At 70.6% G+C, this 16,470-nt stretch carries 16 protein-coding genes; 7 read left to right on the forward strand and 9 right to left on the reverse strand.

Annotation, left to right across the window (positions count from 1 at the left end):
• Positions 1–102: 102 nt before the first annotated feature.
• Positions 103–702 (forward strand): cadmium resistance transporter, encoded by a 600-nt coding sequence (locus IW245_RS09445; protein WP_233472422.1) that lies wholly within the window; start codon positions 103–105, stop codon positions 700–702.
• 59 nt (positions 703–761) lie between these two features.
• On the opposite strand, the gene IW245_RS09450 is transcribed toward IW245_RS09445, so the two are convergent.
• Complete coding sequence (locus tag IW245_RS09450) at positions 762–2,381, reverse strand: GMC oxidoreductase (RefSeq protein WP_231398728.1); 1,620 nt, start codon at positions 2,379–2,381, stop codon at positions 762–764.
• A 273-nt stretch (positions 2,382–2,654) separates the two neighbouring features.
• Here IW245_RS09450 and IW245_RS09455 point away from each other — a divergent pair, with 273 nt between their 5' ends.
• From IW245_RS09455 to IW245_RS09465, 3 genes are all read left to right on the forward strand, one after another.
• The gene (locus IW245_RS09455; protein WP_197002795.1) at positions 2,655–3,074 is read left to right on the forward strand and encodes a hypothetical protein; all 420 of its coding nucleotides are present in this window, start codon (positions 2,655–2,657) and stop codon (positions 3,072–3,074) included.
• Between the two features lie 125 nt (positions 3,075–3,199).
• Positions 3,200–3,691, forward strand: coding sequence for a SigE family RNA polymerase sigma factor (locus tag IW245_RS09460; protein ID WP_197002796.1), 492 nt, complete (start codon positions 3,200–3,202; stop codon positions 3,689–3,691).
• Complete coding sequence (locus IW245_RS09465; RefSeq protein ID WP_197002797.1) at positions 3,688–4,833, forward strand: hypothetical protein; 1,146 nt, start codon at positions 3,688–3,690, stop codon at positions 4,831–4,833. Before IW245_RS09460 ends, IW245_RS09465 begins: the two co-directional genes overlap by 4 nt.
• Positions 4,834–4,931: 98 nt before the next feature.
• Here IW245_RS09465 and IW245_RS09470 read toward each other — a convergent pair whose 3' ends face one another.
• Positions 4,932–5,372 carry a VOC family protein gene (locus tag IW245_RS09470; protein ID WP_197002798.1) on the reverse strand — a complete coding sequence of 147 codons (441 nt, stop codon included), beginning with the start codon at positions 5,370–5,372 and terminating at the stop codon, positions 4,932–4,934.
• Between the two features lie 165 nt (positions 5,373–5,537).
• Complete coding sequence (locus IW245_RS09475; protein WP_197002799.1) at positions 5,538–6,851, reverse strand: MFS transporter; 1,314 nt, start codon at positions 6,849–6,851, stop codon at positions 5,538–5,540.
• Positions 6,852–7,065: 214 nt separating this feature from the next.
• Here IW245_RS09475 and IW245_RS09480 point away from each other — a divergent pair, with 214 nt between their 5' ends.
• A complete protein-coding gene (locus IW245_RS09480; protein WP_197002800.1) occupies positions 7,066–8,355 on the forward strand; it encodes a hypothetical protein in 1,290 nt (429 codons plus the stop codon).
• A 51-nt stretch (positions 8,356–8,406) separates the two neighbouring features.
• Here the strand turns inward: IW245_RS09480 and IW245_RS09485 are convergent, their stop codons facing one another.
• The 4 genes from IW245_RS09485 to IW245_RS09500 form a co-directional block, all read right to left on the reverse strand.
• Positions 8,407–9,270 (reverse strand): MauE/DoxX family redox-associated membrane protein, encoded by an 864-nt coding sequence (locus IW245_RS09485; protein WP_197002801.1) that lies wholly within the window; start codon positions 9,268–9,270, stop codon positions 8,407–8,409.
• Positions 9,271–9,338: 68 nt separating this feature from the next.
• Positions 9,339–9,935, reverse strand: coding sequence for a cell wall protein (locus IW245_RS09490; protein WP_197002802.1), 597 nt, complete (start codon positions 9,933–9,935; stop codon positions 9,339–9,341).
• 4 nt (positions 9,936–9,939) lie between these two features.
• Positions 9,940–10,344, reverse strand: a complete 405-nt coding sequence (locus IW245_RS09495; RefSeq protein ID WP_197002803.1) for a septal ring lytic transglycosylase RlpA family protein — start codon at positions 10,342–10,344, stop codon at positions 9,940–9,942.
• 175 nt (positions 10,345–10,519) lie between these two features.
• Positions 10,520–11,299, reverse strand: coding sequence for a DUF3050 domain-containing protein (locus IW245_RS09500; RefSeq protein WP_197002804.1), 780 nt, complete (start codon positions 11,297–11,299; stop codon positions 10,520–10,522).
• 175 nt (positions 11,300–11,474) lie between these two features.
• On the opposite strand from IW245_RS09500, the gene IW245_RS09505 reads away from it, so the two are divergent.
• The gene (locus IW245_RS09505; protein WP_231398731.1) at positions 11,475–12,134 is read left to right on the forward strand and encodes a TetR/AcrR family transcriptional regulator; all 660 of its coding nucleotides are present in this window, start codon (positions 11,475–11,477) and stop codon (positions 12,132–12,134) included.
• 34 nt (positions 12,135–12,168) lie between these two features.
• Here IW245_RS09505 and IW245_RS09510 read toward each other — a convergent pair whose 3' ends face one another.
• Both IW245_RS09510 and IW245_RS09515 read right to left on the reverse strand, forming a co-directional pair.
• The gene (locus IW245_RS09510; RefSeq protein WP_197002805.1) at positions 12,169–13,902 is read right to left on the reverse strand and encodes an ABC transporter ATP-binding protein; all 1,734 of its coding nucleotides are present in this window, start codon (positions 13,900–13,902) and stop codon (positions 12,169–12,171) included.
• Positions 13,899–15,527 (reverse strand): ABC transporter transmembrane domain-containing protein, encoded by a 1,629-nt coding sequence (locus tag IW245_RS09515; protein ID WP_372445306.1) that lies wholly within the window; start codon positions 15,525–15,527, stop codon positions 13,899–13,901. The genes IW245_RS09510 and IW245_RS09515 overlap by 4 nt, the downstream gene beginning before the upstream one ends.
• A 243-nt stretch (positions 15,528–15,770) precedes the next feature.
• On the opposite strand from IW245_RS09515, the gene IW245_RS09520 reads away from it, so the two are divergent.
• A complete protein-coding gene (locus tag IW245_RS09520) occupies positions 15,771–16,400 on the forward strand; it encodes a class I SAM-dependent methyltransferase (protein WP_233472421.1) in 630 nt (209 codons plus the stop codon).
• Positions 16,401–16,470 lie beyond the last annotated feature (70 nt).

Here is a 16,470-nt window from a genome sequence, read left to right on the forward strand (position 1 = left end):
GCCCCAGAAGAGCTCACGGGCGAGCGCGATCCCTGGGAGCGGTTCTATACCTCAATGTCTGACTACCGCGCACCGGGCCATCGGTGGGTAGGGTGTGCGACCGTGAGCGGAACGTTGGGGACGGTCGGCGCGGCGATCGGGATGTTCGCGGGTACGAACACCGACGATCTGATCGTGTTGACGGTGCTGTTCCTGTCGGCGCGGGCGGCCGGTCGGCCGAAAGTGTGGCAGATCTGGGTCGGGCAGTACACGGGTGTGGGCGTACTCGTCGCCGCCTCGGTCGTCGCCGCGTTGGGGTTGACGATCGTCCCGGACGGGTGGGTCGGGTTGCTCGGTCTGGTGCCGTTGGGCCTGGGCGTGCGAGGTGTGATCACCGCGATCCGCGCCCGGGCCGAGGCCGAGCCGGCGTCGATCGCCCGCGGACTGGCGGCTGTGGTCGGCGTGACGGTCGCGAACGGGGCCGACAATATCTCCGTCTACACGCCGGTGTTTCGAACGATCGGTGCCGCGTCGACCGGGGCGACGATCGCGGTGTTCGCGGTCGGGGTGGCGGCGTGGTGCCTGGCCGGGTCGTGGCTGGGGTCGCACAAGAAGGTCATCGCCGTGGTCGAGCGTTACGGGCACTGGATCGTGCCGGTGGTGTTCATCGGGATCGGTTCGGTGATCGTCGCCGAGTCGGGCGTGCTGACCAGGATCTTCTGACCCAGATCGGTGCCCGGCCAGAGGCCACCGCCACCGTGCGGTGGCCTCTGGCCGTCCGGTCAGGCGGCGATGTCCTCGGCGATGACCCGTTCGATGTTCCGCTCGGCCAGGGCCGTGACCGTCACGAACGGGTTCACGCCGACGGATCCCGGCAGCAGCGCGGAGTCGGTGACGTACAGATTCGGGCAGCCGAGGACCCGGCCGTGCAAATCGGTGGCCTTGCCGAGGACGCAGCCGCCGAGCGGGTGGTAGGTGAAGTCGTCGGCGAACGGCTTCGTGGTGCCGAACAGGTCATACCGGTACGTCGTGAGGTTGGCCTGGTTGATCCGGTCGAACAACGCCCTGGCCGCGTTGACCGAGGTGGTGTTCTGGTCCCGGGTCCAGGCCAGCCGCATCCGGTCGGTGGCGTGGTCGTACGTGAAAGTGCCCCGCTCGGGGTTCCGCGTGATCGCCAGGTACAGACTGACCCAGGTCTCCAGTCCCGCCGGCAGTGGCGCGATCTCGGCGAACACCGGGTTCTCATACCCCGCCCACGCGTCGATCGCCAGCACGGGGATCGCGGACTGCCTGCTGCCCGTCGGGTCCCAGAGGTGGTTGGCCCGGGCGGTCATGACGTTGCCGTTGGTCCCCCAGCCTCGCCCGACCTCGGCGCTGACGTCCGGCAGCGCGCCGGTCTCCCGGGCCCGGAGCAGCAGCTCGGTGGTCCCCAGGCTCCCGGCGCCGAGGAACAGGTAGGTACAGGAGATCTCCTTGCGGGCGATCACCGTGCCGGCGGTGTCGAACTGGTCGACGCTGAGCACGTACCCGCCGCCGGGGTGACGCCGGATCGCGGCCACCCGGTGCAACGCCTGGATGGTGACGAGGCCGGTGCCGACGGCCGCGGCGAGGTAGGACTTGTCCAGGCTGCGCTTGCCGTGGTTGTTGCCGTAGATGACCTCCTGGTTCAGCGCGGACTTCGGCACGGTACCCGCGTCCTCGCGCCGCATGTAGTCGAAGTCGTAGACGTTGGGCACGAAGGTGGTCCTCAACCCGGCCGCAGTCGCCGCCTTGCGTGACACCCGGGCGAAGCCGTAGTAGTCGGTCCGCTCGAAGAAGTCCGGGGCGATGGTGTTCACCCCCAGCATCCGGTTCGCCAACGGGAAGTACTTCGCGTACATCTCATCGGCGTTCACCCCCGGCAGGATCTCCTGGAAATAGGAGCGCAACGGTGTGACCGCCATGCCGCCGTTGACCAGCGAGCCGCCGCCCACCCCGCGGCCCGCGTACACCGACATCTCGTCGTAGTCGACCCTGTCGAGGACCCCGGCGTAGGGCTCGATGTTCCGGTTCACCACGTCCAGCCAGAGGAACGTGCTGAGTGGGGCGGCGGTCCGTGACCTGAACCAGTAGGACCGCCGGTCGGGGTTCACCATCCCGGAGAACACGTTCCCGTCCAGGCCGGGGGTCTGCCACAGCTGGCCCATCTCGAGCATCAGGGACGCGACGCCGGCCTCGGCCAGGCGCAGCGCGGTGACCGCCGCGCCGTATCCGGAGCCCACGACCACAGCGGGGGTGAACAGCTCCCCGGACTGGGCCCGGGCCGCCCCGGGGAGCGTCACCTCGGTGAGCCCGGCCGCGGCGGCGGCGCCCAGGGCGGACATTCCCAGCAACCTGCGGCGGGACATATGGACGGCGGACATGGGACTCCTCTGTGTCTGACCGGGTGCCGGGTTCGCGGCGGCGCGCGGAGCGGTCAGCTTCCACACCTGTAACGAATCGGCCCGAAAATTAGCACGCGGTGTGCAACCGGCTTCCACAACGGACATGGCGCGGGTGTGAAGCGGCCAAGAAAGGTGGTCGCCGCAGCAGATGGCCCGCCGGTTCGTATGACCGTCACGGCCTGGGAATTGAGCCGGTGGACAACGAACATAGACTCGAGGCCGGAGATTCAGCCGATCACCCTCGGGGGCAGCATGGGTAACGACAGCGTGACGTGCTTCGGACTGGATCCCGATTGGGCGCGGCTCGGCATGCTCAAGCGGCGCGCCGGGTACCTGGCGGCCATCGGCATCGTCCTCGCCTCCACGATCCTGCTGCCGGCCCTGATGGGCGGCACCGTCACGAGCGATGATGCCGCGACGCCGAACTGGTTGCCGTCCACGCTCCGCGCGACGTTCGCTGTGAACGTGACCATCGGAGGTTGCTTCCTGGCCATCGCCGCGATCGTGTGGATCGTGTGGCGGATCCGGCGCGCCGATGCCGACCGCGCCTTCGCCTCGTGCCCGCACCGTTCGACGTGCCTGCGCCCGCACGGTCCCGACGCCTCTGACGACGAACGCGTCGGGCCGGCGCGCTGCGGAGCCCGCAGGAGTGCGGTCCGACCGGGCCGGTAGACGGCCCCGTGGCACCGCGCGGCCTGTGGTGCACCCGTGCACCGTAGCTCCCGCCGGATGTTCCACCCGCCGAGCTACAACCATCTGGTCGAGCCGGCGCGTCTAGACGCCGTGGAGGAACACAGATGAACGAGGGCGACTTCCGCGACTTCGTGGCTGCCCGCTCGTCGGCGCTGCTTCGGACGGCGTACCTGTTGATCGGTGACTGGCATCAGGCTCAGGACTTGCTGCAGACGGCGCTGGCCAAGACGTACCTGGCCTGGCGTCGTCTCGGTGAGCTCGACGCCGTCGAACCGTATGCCCGCAAGGTCCTGGTGAACACCGTGACCAGTTGGAGGCGGCGGCGCTGGCACGGCGAGCGCCCGACCGGCGCGCTGCCCGAGCGGGTGGTCGGTGACGCGACCGATGAGCGGCTCGCGTCCGACGAACTGTGGCAACAGATCAAGAACCTGCCAGTACGCCAGCGGGCGGTGCTCGTGCTGCGCTACTACGAGGACCAGACCGAGGTCGAGACTGCACAACTGCTCGGGATCTCGGTTGGCACCGTGAAAAGTCAGCATTCCCGGGCGATTGCGTCGCTGCGGTCTCCACTCGCCCCGGAAGGAGCCGTGCAGTGAACCCGATCGCGGACGACATTCGGCAGACCCTGAGCGTCCAGGTGGCAGAGGCGCCGCAGGTGAGCGACGTGGCCGACCGGGCGATCGTCGTCGCCGACCGGATCCGCCGGCGCCGTGCGGTGACCGTCGTTGCCGGGCTGGTCACGGTCGTGTCTTTGCTAGGCGGCACCTGGCTTCTCCGGGGTCACAGCCTCGATCCCCGGCCGGAGGTGCCGCCGGGTTCGGTAGCATCGGTCACGGTGACCACCCCGCCCGGACTGAAAGTGGATCAGTTCAAGGAGGGCGAGCTCCTGACCGCCGACGGCCGCAGGCTCGCGACTCCCCCGCAGACCGACGCGATCTGGCGAGTCGACGGAGGCTGGTTGCTGAAAACCAGAAAAGGTGCGACGGCCGCAAGCCTGCTGTTCATGGACCGCGCCGGCACACAGAAGACGTTGCTCGACGGGGTGGACCGCTTCGCCCTCGCCCCGGACCGCGTCCGGGTGGCTTGGAACACGTCGACCCGGATGTCTGTTGGCAGGTTCGCCCACGGTGCCGTTGTCGAGGAACATTCGACGGTTGCGCCCGAGACCGGAGGCCAGATGATCTACACCGGCCGGGTGGTGCACTTCAGCGTCCTGCGACAGGGCGTCGATCACCAGGACCTGTGGGTCCCTGAGTTGGGCGGCTACCAGCGCTCCTACACCGTCGACCCGCTCACCACTCGTGTCAGCTCACCGACCACCGACGAGCAGTACTTCATCGGAAGCGTGGCGGGAACCCGCGGCGAGCGCGCCTGTCCCGCGCTGCTGGACGGCTTGAACGCACTGCGGGCGGTGCGGACCTTCTGTGATACTCCGGCAGGGGTCTGGCGATCTGGCGGCATCGCCGTCGCCGGCGACAACGTGTCCGCGGACGGAAGGCATGTCCTGTCCTATCAAGATCGCGGTGGCGACTCGGGGACAGTCGAGATCTATCCGACTGACGGATCTGTCATTCCGACCGCAGTCTGCTCCTTCCACGCCAGCGAACTCGTCTGGGAGGACGACAACACCGTGGTCGGCATCAACGGCAAGGAGAACAACACGTTCTACCGGTGCCATCTCAGTGGCGACGTCAGCACCCTGGCCGGCCCGTCGGGCAACGTCAGGTTCGTTCGGTAGCACTGTGGCGGGCCGTGCGCGAGAGGTGTCACCCCCGCGCATGGCCTGTCGCACGGCCGGCCGTCACCGAGCGAATCTGACCAGAGCCGCGAGAGAGCTCAGCTCAGCTGCTCGGCGAGCCCGAGGATGATGCCGCTGGGCCCGCGAAGGTAGCAGAGTAGAAAGCTGTCCTCGTAGCGCGTCACTTCGCCGACGAGTTCGGCGCCGTGCGGGCGGAGGCGGGCGAGGGTGTCGGCGAGGTCGTCGACGGCGAACATGACCCGGTGCAGGCCCAGCGTGTTCACCGGGGTGACCCCCGGATTCGGGGCGCCCGCCTCCGGGGAGTGGTACTTCGCCAGTTCGAGTCGGCCCGGCGCGCCCGGTATCCGCATCATCGCGATCTCGCTGCGCATGTCGTCGAGCCCGACGACCTTACCCGCCCAGCTTCCTTCGATCGGCATCCTGCCTTCCAGCTCCATACCGAGCTCGGTGAAGAAGGCGACGGCCGCGTCGAGGTCGTCCACGACGATGCCGACATTGTCCATGCGCTGAATAGCCATGCCCACGAGGATAGTGGCCGCATGGCTGTACGGCGCCGGCTCCGGATACCTCGCGGGCCCCGGACAGGGCGGCTCCCAAGACGGGCAGGGCACGGCTCCGGCTCGGTCGGGGACATCCACCGTCAGGAGCGCGCCCGGGAACACTCCTGGCCGCACTGACAACACTCAGGTCGCTATCTCCGCCGGCTCGGCGGCCGGCTTCCCGCGTCGGGCCGACGGCAGCACGAAAGCGCCGATCACGCCGGCCGTCACCACCAGCAACGCCGAGACCGTGAAGATCAGGTCGATCCGGCCGAGGTGGACGCCCGCGACGCTGGCGTGGAAGTCCCGGAGCGTCGTACTGGCCAGCGATCCGGCCGCCACCACCGAGAGCATGCCGGCGGCGTTGTTCACCGGGTTGAACACCGCCATCATCCGGCCCATGTACCCCTTCGGCGTTGCCTCGAGCAGCATCGGACTCAGCCCGGTGTTCAGCGCGGTCACCGGGATCATGAAGGCGACCGCGCAGGCCACGGCCGGCACGAAGCTGGTCTGCCGGGCGTAGACCGCGAACAGCAGGCCGCCGAGGAACAGGCCGCCCCAGGTGAGGTTGCGGGCGCCGACCAATGCCACCAATCGCCCGGAGAGTAGTGCGCCGACCACCGAGCCGACCCCGATCGCCATCGACATCACGCCGAGCAGGTTCGGCTGGACGTGCAGGTTGTCGGTGAGGAAGAAGATGTCCAGGGCGTTCATGGCGCCGGTGCCGAGCTGGGCGATCACGGCGATGCCGAGCAACGCGACCAGGAACCGGTTGGTGGCGAACATCTTCAGCCCCGCGCCGAACTCGGCCCGCCAGGACGGCTTGGCGGCCCGCTGCGCCGCCGGCCGGGCCTCGATCCGCACGCCACGGATCGCCAGGAACGACACCGCGTAGGACGCCGCGTTGAGCAGCAGCGCCCACTGGATGCCCACGCTGAACAGCAGTGGCGCGGCCAGCGGTGGGCCGACGATCACGGCGGTGGCCTGGGTGGCCTGGCCGAGCCCGAAGGCCCGGGCCCGATCAACCTCGCCGGGCACGATCTCGCCGATGGTGGCGAACCGGGCGGGGTTGAAGAACTGGCCGGCCGAGTTGACCACGAACACCACGAAGTACAGCAGTCCCAGCCACACGCCAATCGGCAGCGTGTCGGTGGGAAACAGCGTGACCAGGGTGAGCGCGCCTACGAGCACGCCACGCAGCACCTCGGTGCCGAGCATCAGCCGCTTGCGGTCCCACCGGTCGACGAACACGCCCGCGACCGGGCCGACCACCATGATCGCCAGCACGGTGCATAGCATCAGGCCGCTCACCGCAGCCGGCGCCCACTGGCTGCCGGCCAACAGGTCCTTGGCCACCCAGATGGTCAAGGTGGTGTCGAAGACGAAGTCGCCGACCACGGAGATCGCCTGCCCGGACCACAGCCGGGCGAAGTCGCGATTGATGAGAAATGAAAGCACCGCACTGTCTAGCACGAATCGACCGCGGCCGCTGCCCCACCATGGGCGTCGCCCTGAGCTGGGAACACCAGTCCCACCGTGGCTTCGTCGCCTCACTGCCGGAAATGCGACCGATCCCGCACCGACGGCCATCGGCAATGTCGATGGCGCCATCCACTGTGGCCGGCGTCGGGGCCTGTGATCCGACGCGTACTGTCACGGGATACTACCCGAGTTGATCATCGTGGGAGGCGGCCGGATGAGCGGGACCGAGGGGCGGCCAGGTCTGCACCGACGCCGACCGGCGCGGGCGTGGTGGATCGGGTTGGGTGGCGCCGGCGCGGCGGTGGTGACCGTGGCGGCCGTCCTGTTCGCGACGGCGGGATCCACGCCGCCGGACGCCGCCGCGCGCTCCACAGGACCGGCGTCGCTGTCAGCCTCGCCCGGGCCGACGGCGAGCGCCCCGGCTCCGACGGCGGCACCCGCCACACCGTCCGCGTCCCCTCCGGCCGGCGCCACGGCGATGCGGGCGCGGCCGAACGACGGTTCGGGCTACTGGCCGGACTTCTCCAACACCGGCTACCCGCGCACCCCGGCCAACGCCGGCGGCCTCGGCAAGGTCGGCTATCCGGGCCACCTCACCGACTACACGACCGGCATGAGCGCGACGAGGCCGTTGCGGGTGGAGTACCCCGACAACAGCGTCGTCGCCTTCCAGCGTTTCCTGTCGCTGAAGGTCTCGATCTACGGCGACAATCTCACCTTCGTGGGCTGCCTGTTCGAGGGGGCCGACCCCAACGACAATCTGGTGCAGATCTACAGCGAGCACACCATCACTTTCCGGTACTCCACGTTCAAGCCCAGCGCGTACGCCACCCCGCCCGGCAACGACGGCACGGTCTCCTCGGCGCACGCCCCGCCCGGTACCCCCTTCGACAAGTCCTGGCAGTTGGTGACCACCATGAAGGAGGCCGTCGCCGTCATGGACCACAACGACATCTGGGGCAACGCGGGGCTGGAGATGGTGACCGGGTTCGCCGGGCGGCCCTCCCGGTGGACCAACAACTACATTCACGACCTGGCCGACACCGCACGCGACGTCTACCACCACGACGGCATCGGCCCGCAGAGTGAGGGAAACGGCGGCCCGATGGTCATCGACCACAACACCATCGCCTCGCTGGGCAACACCAACGGGCTGGCGCTGCAGGGCGACGGCGTCTACGACCGGATCGCGTTCACGAACAACTACGTCTCCGGCTGGGGCTACGCAGTCAGCATCGGCGTGAAGGACAACGCCACCAACATCACCGTGACCGGCAACGTGTTCTCCGCCGAGCTGAGCCAGCTCTACGGGTTCCTGTACGGCGACATCTGGGGTGGCCGGCAGCGCGGGTCCACGTGGCGCGACAACCGGCTACAGGTGCGGGCGGGCGACGGCAACAAGCGCTACGCCCCGGCCGACGACGGCAGGTTCCTGTGGCCGTCCGGTGGCGGCGCGCACGCCACGGACTACACCGGCTGAGGGCCGCGCGGTGTCGCGCCGGGCGGCTCCCGACGCGACACCGGGCCCGGTCTAGGCCACCGGTTCGGGCTCCGGTGCCGGCCAGCCGGCCTCGGCGACGGGGTCCGCGGCCGGGTCCAGGGCCAGCAGGATCCGGTCGCTGTCCTCGGCCACCATCGCCATCCGCACCGCGCCGGGGTCGTACCGCAACCGGGGCACCGCGAACACCGCCGTCGCCGCCCGGCCCTCGTGGGAGCCCGAGTAGCAGACCATCCGCCACTCGTCCTCGTCCCACCAGTCCCGGACGTCGGAGCGCAGCAGGGGCGCGGCCTGCCGGTACGCCCCGCTGCGGTGCAGCTGCTCCACGGTGGAGCCGATCGGCACGTCGAAGGATCCACTGGGCAGCGGATGGGTGAGCGCGACCTTGATCCGGCGCAGCGGCTCCAGCCAGAAGACGTCCAGCTCTGCGGACAGCACCACCACTAGCGCGGCTTCGCCGAGCAGGACGGCGACGGAGGCCAGCGGGTGGCTGGTCACCGTCGACCAGGGGTCTCCGGTCGCGACGAGTGCCGCCACCAGCAGGCCACCGGCCCGGGCGAAGCTCCGCCACCGCACCGGCACCCGTCGGGCGCTCAGGCAGCCGCAGGAGGATTCGGGGGCCTTCCACCGCGCGTACCCCAGGAAGAGGAGAAAGCCGACCTGCGCCGCTGCGGCGCCGACGGTCTCGGCCGGCAGGGCCGGCGGTGCGATCAACGCCAGGCCGAGCAGGGCCTCGGCGACGCCGACCATCCGGTACGCCGTGACGGCGCCGTCGCCTACCAGTGGGACGAGCGCCGAGCGCCGGGCCGCGTCGGCGGCGTGCCGGCCGAGGAGTTTCACCGTCGCCGCCCAGAGCAGGACCGCGCCGATCAGGAGGGGCTGCAAGCTCGCAATCACGTTCGACTCCTTCGGCCCGGACCGGCCGCACCGTGCCGCGCGGCGGCGGGCGGGCCGGTCCGGGCGGGTCAGGCCGCCGCGTGGACGGTGGCGATCTCGATCTCGTTGGTGTCGGGGATCCACGCGCCGAGCACCTGGATGTGTGCTCCGACCTTGAGCAGCGACAGGTCGGCGACGGCGGGCGTGCCGTTGTACGCCGCCACCGACGTGCCCGGGACCACGTGGCCGACGATCCGGCTGCCCTTGTGGTCCATGTGCACGGTGTTGCGGGTGATGGCGGCGATGTGCACCTGGAGGTTGACGATGTTGACCCAGACCGAGTCGGCGGCCAGGGTGCCGTCGGGCAGTCGGACGCCGCGGGCGTACAGCCCGTCGCCGACGCTGACCTGGTCGAGCGTGGCGGGCCGCAGTTTCCAGATACTGGAGGCGCTGGTGACCCGGATCCGCCACAGCGTGCCGTCGGAGCCGGTGACGAGCAGCATCGTGTCGGCGACGCCGGTGACCCGGCCCTCGGCGAAGTTGGGGTCAGGCGCGTCGGGGTCCAGGGCCGACGGTGCGGCGAACGCGGCCTCGGGGGCCAGTGAGCCGAGGGCGGTGGCTCCGACCAGGGCGGCGGCACCGCCGAGCGCGGCGGCGCTGAGTACTCTGCGGCGGCTGAGGTCCATGGCCTCAGGCCTCGACCAGGACCGGGCGCAGCCCGCCGGACAGGCTGGCGATCGCGCTGAACGCGGCCGGGGTCAGGTCGATGATCCGGTTGGAGCCGCATACCGATCCGCAGCAGGTGCGCTCGCCGCACCACAGGTCGGTCTGCGGGCCGCAGTCGGCGATCCGGGTCGCGACCTGCTTCCCGTTGCACCGGTTGGTCGTGTAGTGGGTGAAACCGCAGCCGCGCCGGGCCAGGGTCTCGCCGCACCGGTCGGGCCGGGTGATGGCCAGGCAGGCGTCGGAGGTGTTGGGCCAGGCGTGCTGGTAGGAGCCCGAGTTGCACGTGCCGCAGGCCCCGTGCCCGGTGGTCGCGCACGGGCCCCAGGAGCTGCCGCAGCAGAACCATGACATTTCGCCATACAGTGCCACAGGTACCTCTCCTTCGAATGGGAGGGATTGCCGATGGCCATCGACGTTGATGCATATCATGGCGAAGGTTGGTCCGGCGATCAAGGGATCGAAGGTAAATTCCAGACCAGCGCCGGGCACGCCAAAGCCCTGGCCGACACGAAGGTCGTGCGGGCCAGGGCCTGCCGTCCGCGAGCTACAGGGCCGCGGTGATGCCGTTCCACAGGCGCGTGCGGGCCTGGAGGGTCGAGGTGACGGCCTCCACGCAGTCCTGCCACTTCCGCTGGTCGTCGCCGCAGATGTCGGCGAGCATCTGCATCGCCATGGGCGTGTGCACCTCGTCGTCGACCTGGATGTGGCGGCGCAGGTAGTCGACGAACAGGTCGAGCTTGCCTGTGTTCTCGTTGACGTCGACGACCTGCTGGAACATCTCGGGGATGAGGTCCTCGCGGCCGAAGGCGAACGCGGCCGCCTGGCAGTGCAACGGGTACTCCTGAATGAACGCGAACGTGCTGCGCACGAACTCCGCGGACGGCGCGGGCGCCCGCACGGCGTCGAGGGCCTCCGTCACCGGCGTACCGCCCTTGACCAGGTCGATGAACGACTCGATGGCCTTCGTGTTCGCCCCGGCCTGGCTCATGCCCTGCAGGTAGAGCTCGAAGTGGCTGATGAAGCCTTCGCCGTACTCGTCACTCTCCTCGACGAGCACGATGTCGTTGATCAGCCGTCGGCTCGACGTCGGCCCGGTCGGCACCCACGGGATCTCCACGCCGGTCAGGTTGCGCTGCAGCGACTTCAGCAGGGACATGAAGTCCCACACGGCGTAGACGTGGTGTTCCATGAACGTCACGATGGCGTCGTGCGAGTCCAGCCGCCCGTACATCTCGTGCGTGACCACCTGCGAGCGCGCCGAGGCGACCGCTTCCTTGAGCTGGCTGATGCCTTCGTGGGTCTGGTCCCATTCGTACCGGGGCATGGTCCACCCTCCCTCGCGTTGTAGGGCCGCGTTTCTGATTGGATCGCCATCAGGCTAGGCCGGTTCGGCGGCAACCCACAATGGGTTCCAGCGGCGCTTTCACACTTTAAAGTGAGGCACTCCTCGACTTTGAGGCTCTAAACGGAGGCGGCCCTCCGGTTGTATGCTGCGGCGCATGGCAACTCGCAAGGCCCCCGCCGGGCCGCTTCGTCAGGACGCGCGCCGCAATCGGACCGCGCTGGTGGTCGCGGCCAAGGCCGCCTTCGCCGAGGAGGGCCTCAACGCGGCGTTGGAGGGTGTCGCCCGCCGCGCGGGGGTGGCGGTCGGGACGCTGTACCGGCACTTCCCGACCCGGATGGACCTCGTCGCGGCCGTCATCGCGGACAAGAAGCGCGCCTGGATCAAGGCCGCCGAGGCCGCGGTCGTGATGGAGCCGGCCTGGGACGGGCTCGTGTTCTTCCTCGAGCGCACCTGCGAGCTACAGGCCGGTGATCTCGCCTTCAACGACATCGCGTCGATGCGGTTCCCGCACGCGGGCATCGAGGCCGCCCGCAAGCGCGCCTACGACCTCGGCCGGCGGATCGTCGAGCGGGCGCAGGCCGAGGGGAGTCTGCGCGCCGACGTCACCGCCGAGGACCTGGCATTCATCGTCTGGGCGCTCTCGCGGGTCAGTGAGGCGACCTTCGCCATCGACCCGAAGGCCTGGCGGCGCTACCTCGCGCTCACCCTCGACGGCTACCGCGCCGTCGCGGCCAACCCGCTGCCCGCGCCGCCGCTGCGCCCGCGTCAGGTGCTGCGGGCCCAACTCCAGCTCGGCCGCCGACGGCTCCGGTGAATCCGCGCCCGCCGACGGTGACCTACGGGCCCGTTCACCCGCCGTGCCAGGACCGCCACAGCGACGCGTACGTGCCGCTGGCGGCCACGAGTTCGTCGTGGGCACCGAGCTCGGTGACCCGACCGTGCTCCATCACCGCGACCCGGTCGGCGTCGTGGGCGGTGTGCAGGCGGTGTGCGATCGCGATGACGGTGCGGCCCTCCAGCACCGCCGCGAGGGAGCGTTCGGTGTCGCGCGCGGCGGTCGGGTCCAGCATCGAGGTCGCCTCGTCGAGGATCAGGGTGTGCGGGTCGGCCAGCACCAGCCGCGCCAGCGCCAACTGCTGCGCCCGGGACGCGTCCAGGGTCATCCCACCGGCGCCCAGCATCGTGTCCAGCCCGTCGGGCAGGTCCGCGGCCCAGTCCGCGCCGACCGCCGCCAGCGCCTGCCCCATCCGCTCGTCACCGGCCTCGGCCGCCGCCAGCGCCAGATTGTCGCGCAGCGTCCCCAGGAACACGTGATGCTCCTGGGTGACCAGGGCGATCCGGCGGCGCAGCTCATCGGGCGGCAGCTGCCCGACCGGGACCCCGCCGACGGTGACGCTGCCCCGCCCGGGCGTGTCGATGCCCGCCAACAACCGGCCCAGCGTCGACTTACCCGCACCGGAGGGACCCACGATGGCCAGCCGCTCCCCGGGCCGCACCGACAGGCTGACATCGTGCAGGACGTCATGGCCCTCGTGGTAGGCGTAGGTCACGCCGGACACGTCAATGCGGTCCCCGTCGGGCTCGGCGCGCTGCTGCGGCACCGTCGTCGGAATCCGTCCGATGCCCTCCAGACGTGCCAGGGACGCCGCACCGCTCTGCAGGGTCTCCATCCACTGCAGGATCCAGTCGACGGGCCCGCCCAGTCTCGTCAGGTACAGGGCCGCGGCCACCAGCGAACCCAGGCTCAGCCGGCCGTGGGACATCAGCACCGCGCCGACGACGAGGGCCACAGCCACCGGGAACGCGTGCGCGGCCTCGGCCACCGGGAACAGCACCGACCGCAGCGCGAGAGTGCGCACCCGCGCGGCGAACGCCGTGCCGATGCTCCGGTCACCGGAGCCGACGCGCGCGGGACGCATCCGCAGGACCTCGATCGTCCGGGCGCCCTCGGCGGTGGCGGCCAGTTCCTCGGACAATCGGGTGGTCGCGGCGCCCTCGGCCAGGTACGCCTCGCGGGCGCGGCGCAGATACCAGCGCGCCACCATCCACAGGGCGGGCGTCGCCACCAGCGAGCACAGTCCCAGGACAGGGTCGATGACCACGACCGCGCCGAGGATGAAGACGACCTGCACGACGCTGATGAAGATCTCCGGGGCCGCGTCGCGCGCGGAGGTGCCCAGGGCTGCGACGTCCACCGAGGCGCGGGTCATCAGGTCGCCGGTGCCGGCGCGCTCGACAGTGGCGATCGGCAGGTCCAGGGCCCGGTCCATGAACCGTTCCCGCAGCAGGGCCAGGGCGCGCTCGCCGAAACGGTACCCGGCGTAGCGGGCGGCGCGGGTCAGCAGGATCTGCGCGATCACCGCCACCACGGCCGCGCCGGCCAGCACGTCCACGGTCGACACGTCCGCGCCGTGCTGCACCTGGTCGATGATGCGGCCCACGAGCCACGGCCCGGCCAACCCGGCCAGGGTCGCCGAGCAGTACAGGGCCAGGACGGCGGCCATGGCGCGCCGGTCGCCGCGGATCAGCCCGACGGTGGCCAGGCGCACCTCGCGCCGGCCCGCGATCGGCAGGTGCGTCATCGGACCGACCTCTCCGGCTCGTGGTCGTCGCTGTCGCGGGTGACGAGGGCCCGGTAGCCGGGGTGCCCGGCCAGCATCTGGTGGTGCTCACCGGTGACGGCCCGGCCGCCGTCGAGGTGGGCGACGAGGTCGGCGACGTCGTGGATCAGGGGCGAGGCGCTGATCACGACCGTGGTGCGGCCCCGGCGCGCCTCGCGTAGCCGTCGGGCGATCACCGATTCGGTGTGCGCGTCGACCGCCGAGGTCGGCTCGACGAGGATCAGCACCTCCGGGTCGGTCAGCAGCGCCCGCGCCAGGCGCAGCCGTTGCCGCTGCCCGCCGGAGAGGGTGCGCGCCTGGTTGGGCAGCGGCGCGTCCAGCCCCTCCGGCAGCGCCTCGACCACGTCCTCGGCCGCGGCGGTGTGCAGCGCGGCGACCAGCGCCTCGCCTCCGGTTCCCGGCGGGGTGATCACGTCGCGGACGGAACCGGCGAACAGGTAGGACTCGTTGTCGGCGACGAGGACGCGGCGCCGCACCTCGTCCAGTGGCATCCCGCTCAGCGCCCGCCCGCCCCAGGTGACCTCGGAGTCGACGTGCCGGGACAGCCGGTCGGCCAGCGCGATCGCCGCGCCGGCCTCGGTGGCGGCCACCGCCAGGAAGGTCCCGACCGGCACGGTCAGCCCCGTCGCAGGGTCGTGCAGCTCGGCGGGCGCGGGCGGGGCCGGCACCGTCGCGGTGTCGGTCACGTCGGGAGACAGGCTCAGCAGCGTGGTGACCCGGCGGGCGGCGACGACGCCGCGGGTGAAGTCGTAGGCGGTCTCGATCAGGAAGTACACCGGCATGATCAGCACCGCCACGTACCCGTAGACGGCCACCATGTCCCCGACACTGATCTCACCGGTGGCGGCCAGCCGGGCCGCGAGCCAGGCGATCAGCGCCAGGAACATCGACGGCAGGCCCACCCCGAGGCTCTGGATCCAGCTCGATACGGCCCCGACCCGGTACCCCTCGGCCCGCAGCCGCGTCGAGCGTTCCCGGTAGCGCTCCCCGAACAGGTCCTTTCCCCCGATACCGGATAGCACTCGCAACCCGCCGACCAGGTCGCCGGCCAGCGCGGTCAGCGCGCCCTGCTGCCTGCGGTACTCACTCTCGACGCTTTGCAGGCGCCGCATCAGCGGGGTCATGCCCACCGCCACGGCTGGCACGCCGGCGAGGACCACGATCGTCAGCACCGGCGAGACCGGCCACAACAGCCCGGCGACGACCATGAGTGCGACGATCGCGCCGACCCCGGGCCCGACGAACGTGAGCACGTGGGCGATGTGGGAGATGTCGCTGCCACCGATGGCGATGATCTCCCCGGTGGACAGGCGGCGGGGCAGCGCCGCGCCCAGGGCCGTCGCGCGGCGGATCACGACCTGCACGGTGCGGTAGGAGGCGTCCAGCCGGATGAACGTCATGGTGCGGTGCCGCATCATGCCCAGGACGGCGTTGAGGCAGCCCGCGGCGATGATCGCCGCGCTCCACAGCAGCACCTTGCCCATGTCGCCGGGGCGCAGGCCCTCGTCGACGGCGCGGGACACGCAGTACGGCGGAATGGTCAATCCGACCATCCACGCCGTGCCGAAGAAGGTGCCGCGCAGCACCCGCACCGGTTGGCTCTTGACCAGCCACCACAGGTATCGGACCGGGCCGCGGGCGTCCGGCGTTCCGGGATCGGGGCGAGGGATGATCGGCATAATGCCGTGAGGCTACCCGGAACCGGTGAACCCGCCCAACAGGGTTTCGCCTCACCGCAGCCCGGGTGGTGGCGGGTAGCGTGACCTTCAGCCACCCGGTGGATCTGTGGCCGCTGGCCGCCGCACGACCCGTTCTCTAGAGTTCTTCCCGTGGTGGATCATCAGGACGAGACCAGGGCGGCCTACGACGGGGTCGTAGAGCTGTACGCCTCGCTGTTCGCGAACCGGCTGGAGGGGCAGCCGTTCTCCCGGGCCATGATCGCCACCTTCGCCGAACTGGTGGCCGCGGCGGGCAACCCGCGGGCGGCCGACGTCGGGTGCGGGCCCGGACACCTGACGGCCATGCTGTGCGAACTGGGCCTGGACGCCTTCGGACTAGACATCTCCCCCGGCATGGTCGACCACGCCCGCCGCGCCCACCCGACGCTGCGCTTCCAGGAGGCGCGGATGGAATCCCTGCCGATTGAAGACGGCGCGCTCGGCGGCGTCCTGGCCCACTACGCCATGATCCACACCCCGCCGGAGGAGTTACCGGTGCTGCTCGCCGAGCAGGTGCGCGTCCTGGCACCCGGTGGCCTGCTCCTGGTCTCCTTCTTCGGGACCGACGCGCCTGAGCCGGTCCGATTCGACCACAAGGTCACACCCGCCTACAGCTGGCCGGCCGACCGCCTAGCCGGACTACTCACCGACGCCGGACTCGCACCCTTCGCCCGGCTCCTGCACGACCCGGGCTCCGAACGAGGCTTCCTCGACGGCCACCTCCTCGCCCGCCGGCCGTAGGTCCAGCACGAACAAACCTCGCGCTCCGTCACCGCATGCGCCCCCGACGGGACCCTGACTCCACGTCCCC

Origin of the sequence: Longispora fulva (assembly GCF_015751905.1) — a bacterium.
GTDB lineage: Bacteria > Actinomycetota > Actinomycetes > Mycobacteriales > Micromonosporaceae > Longispora > Longispora fulva.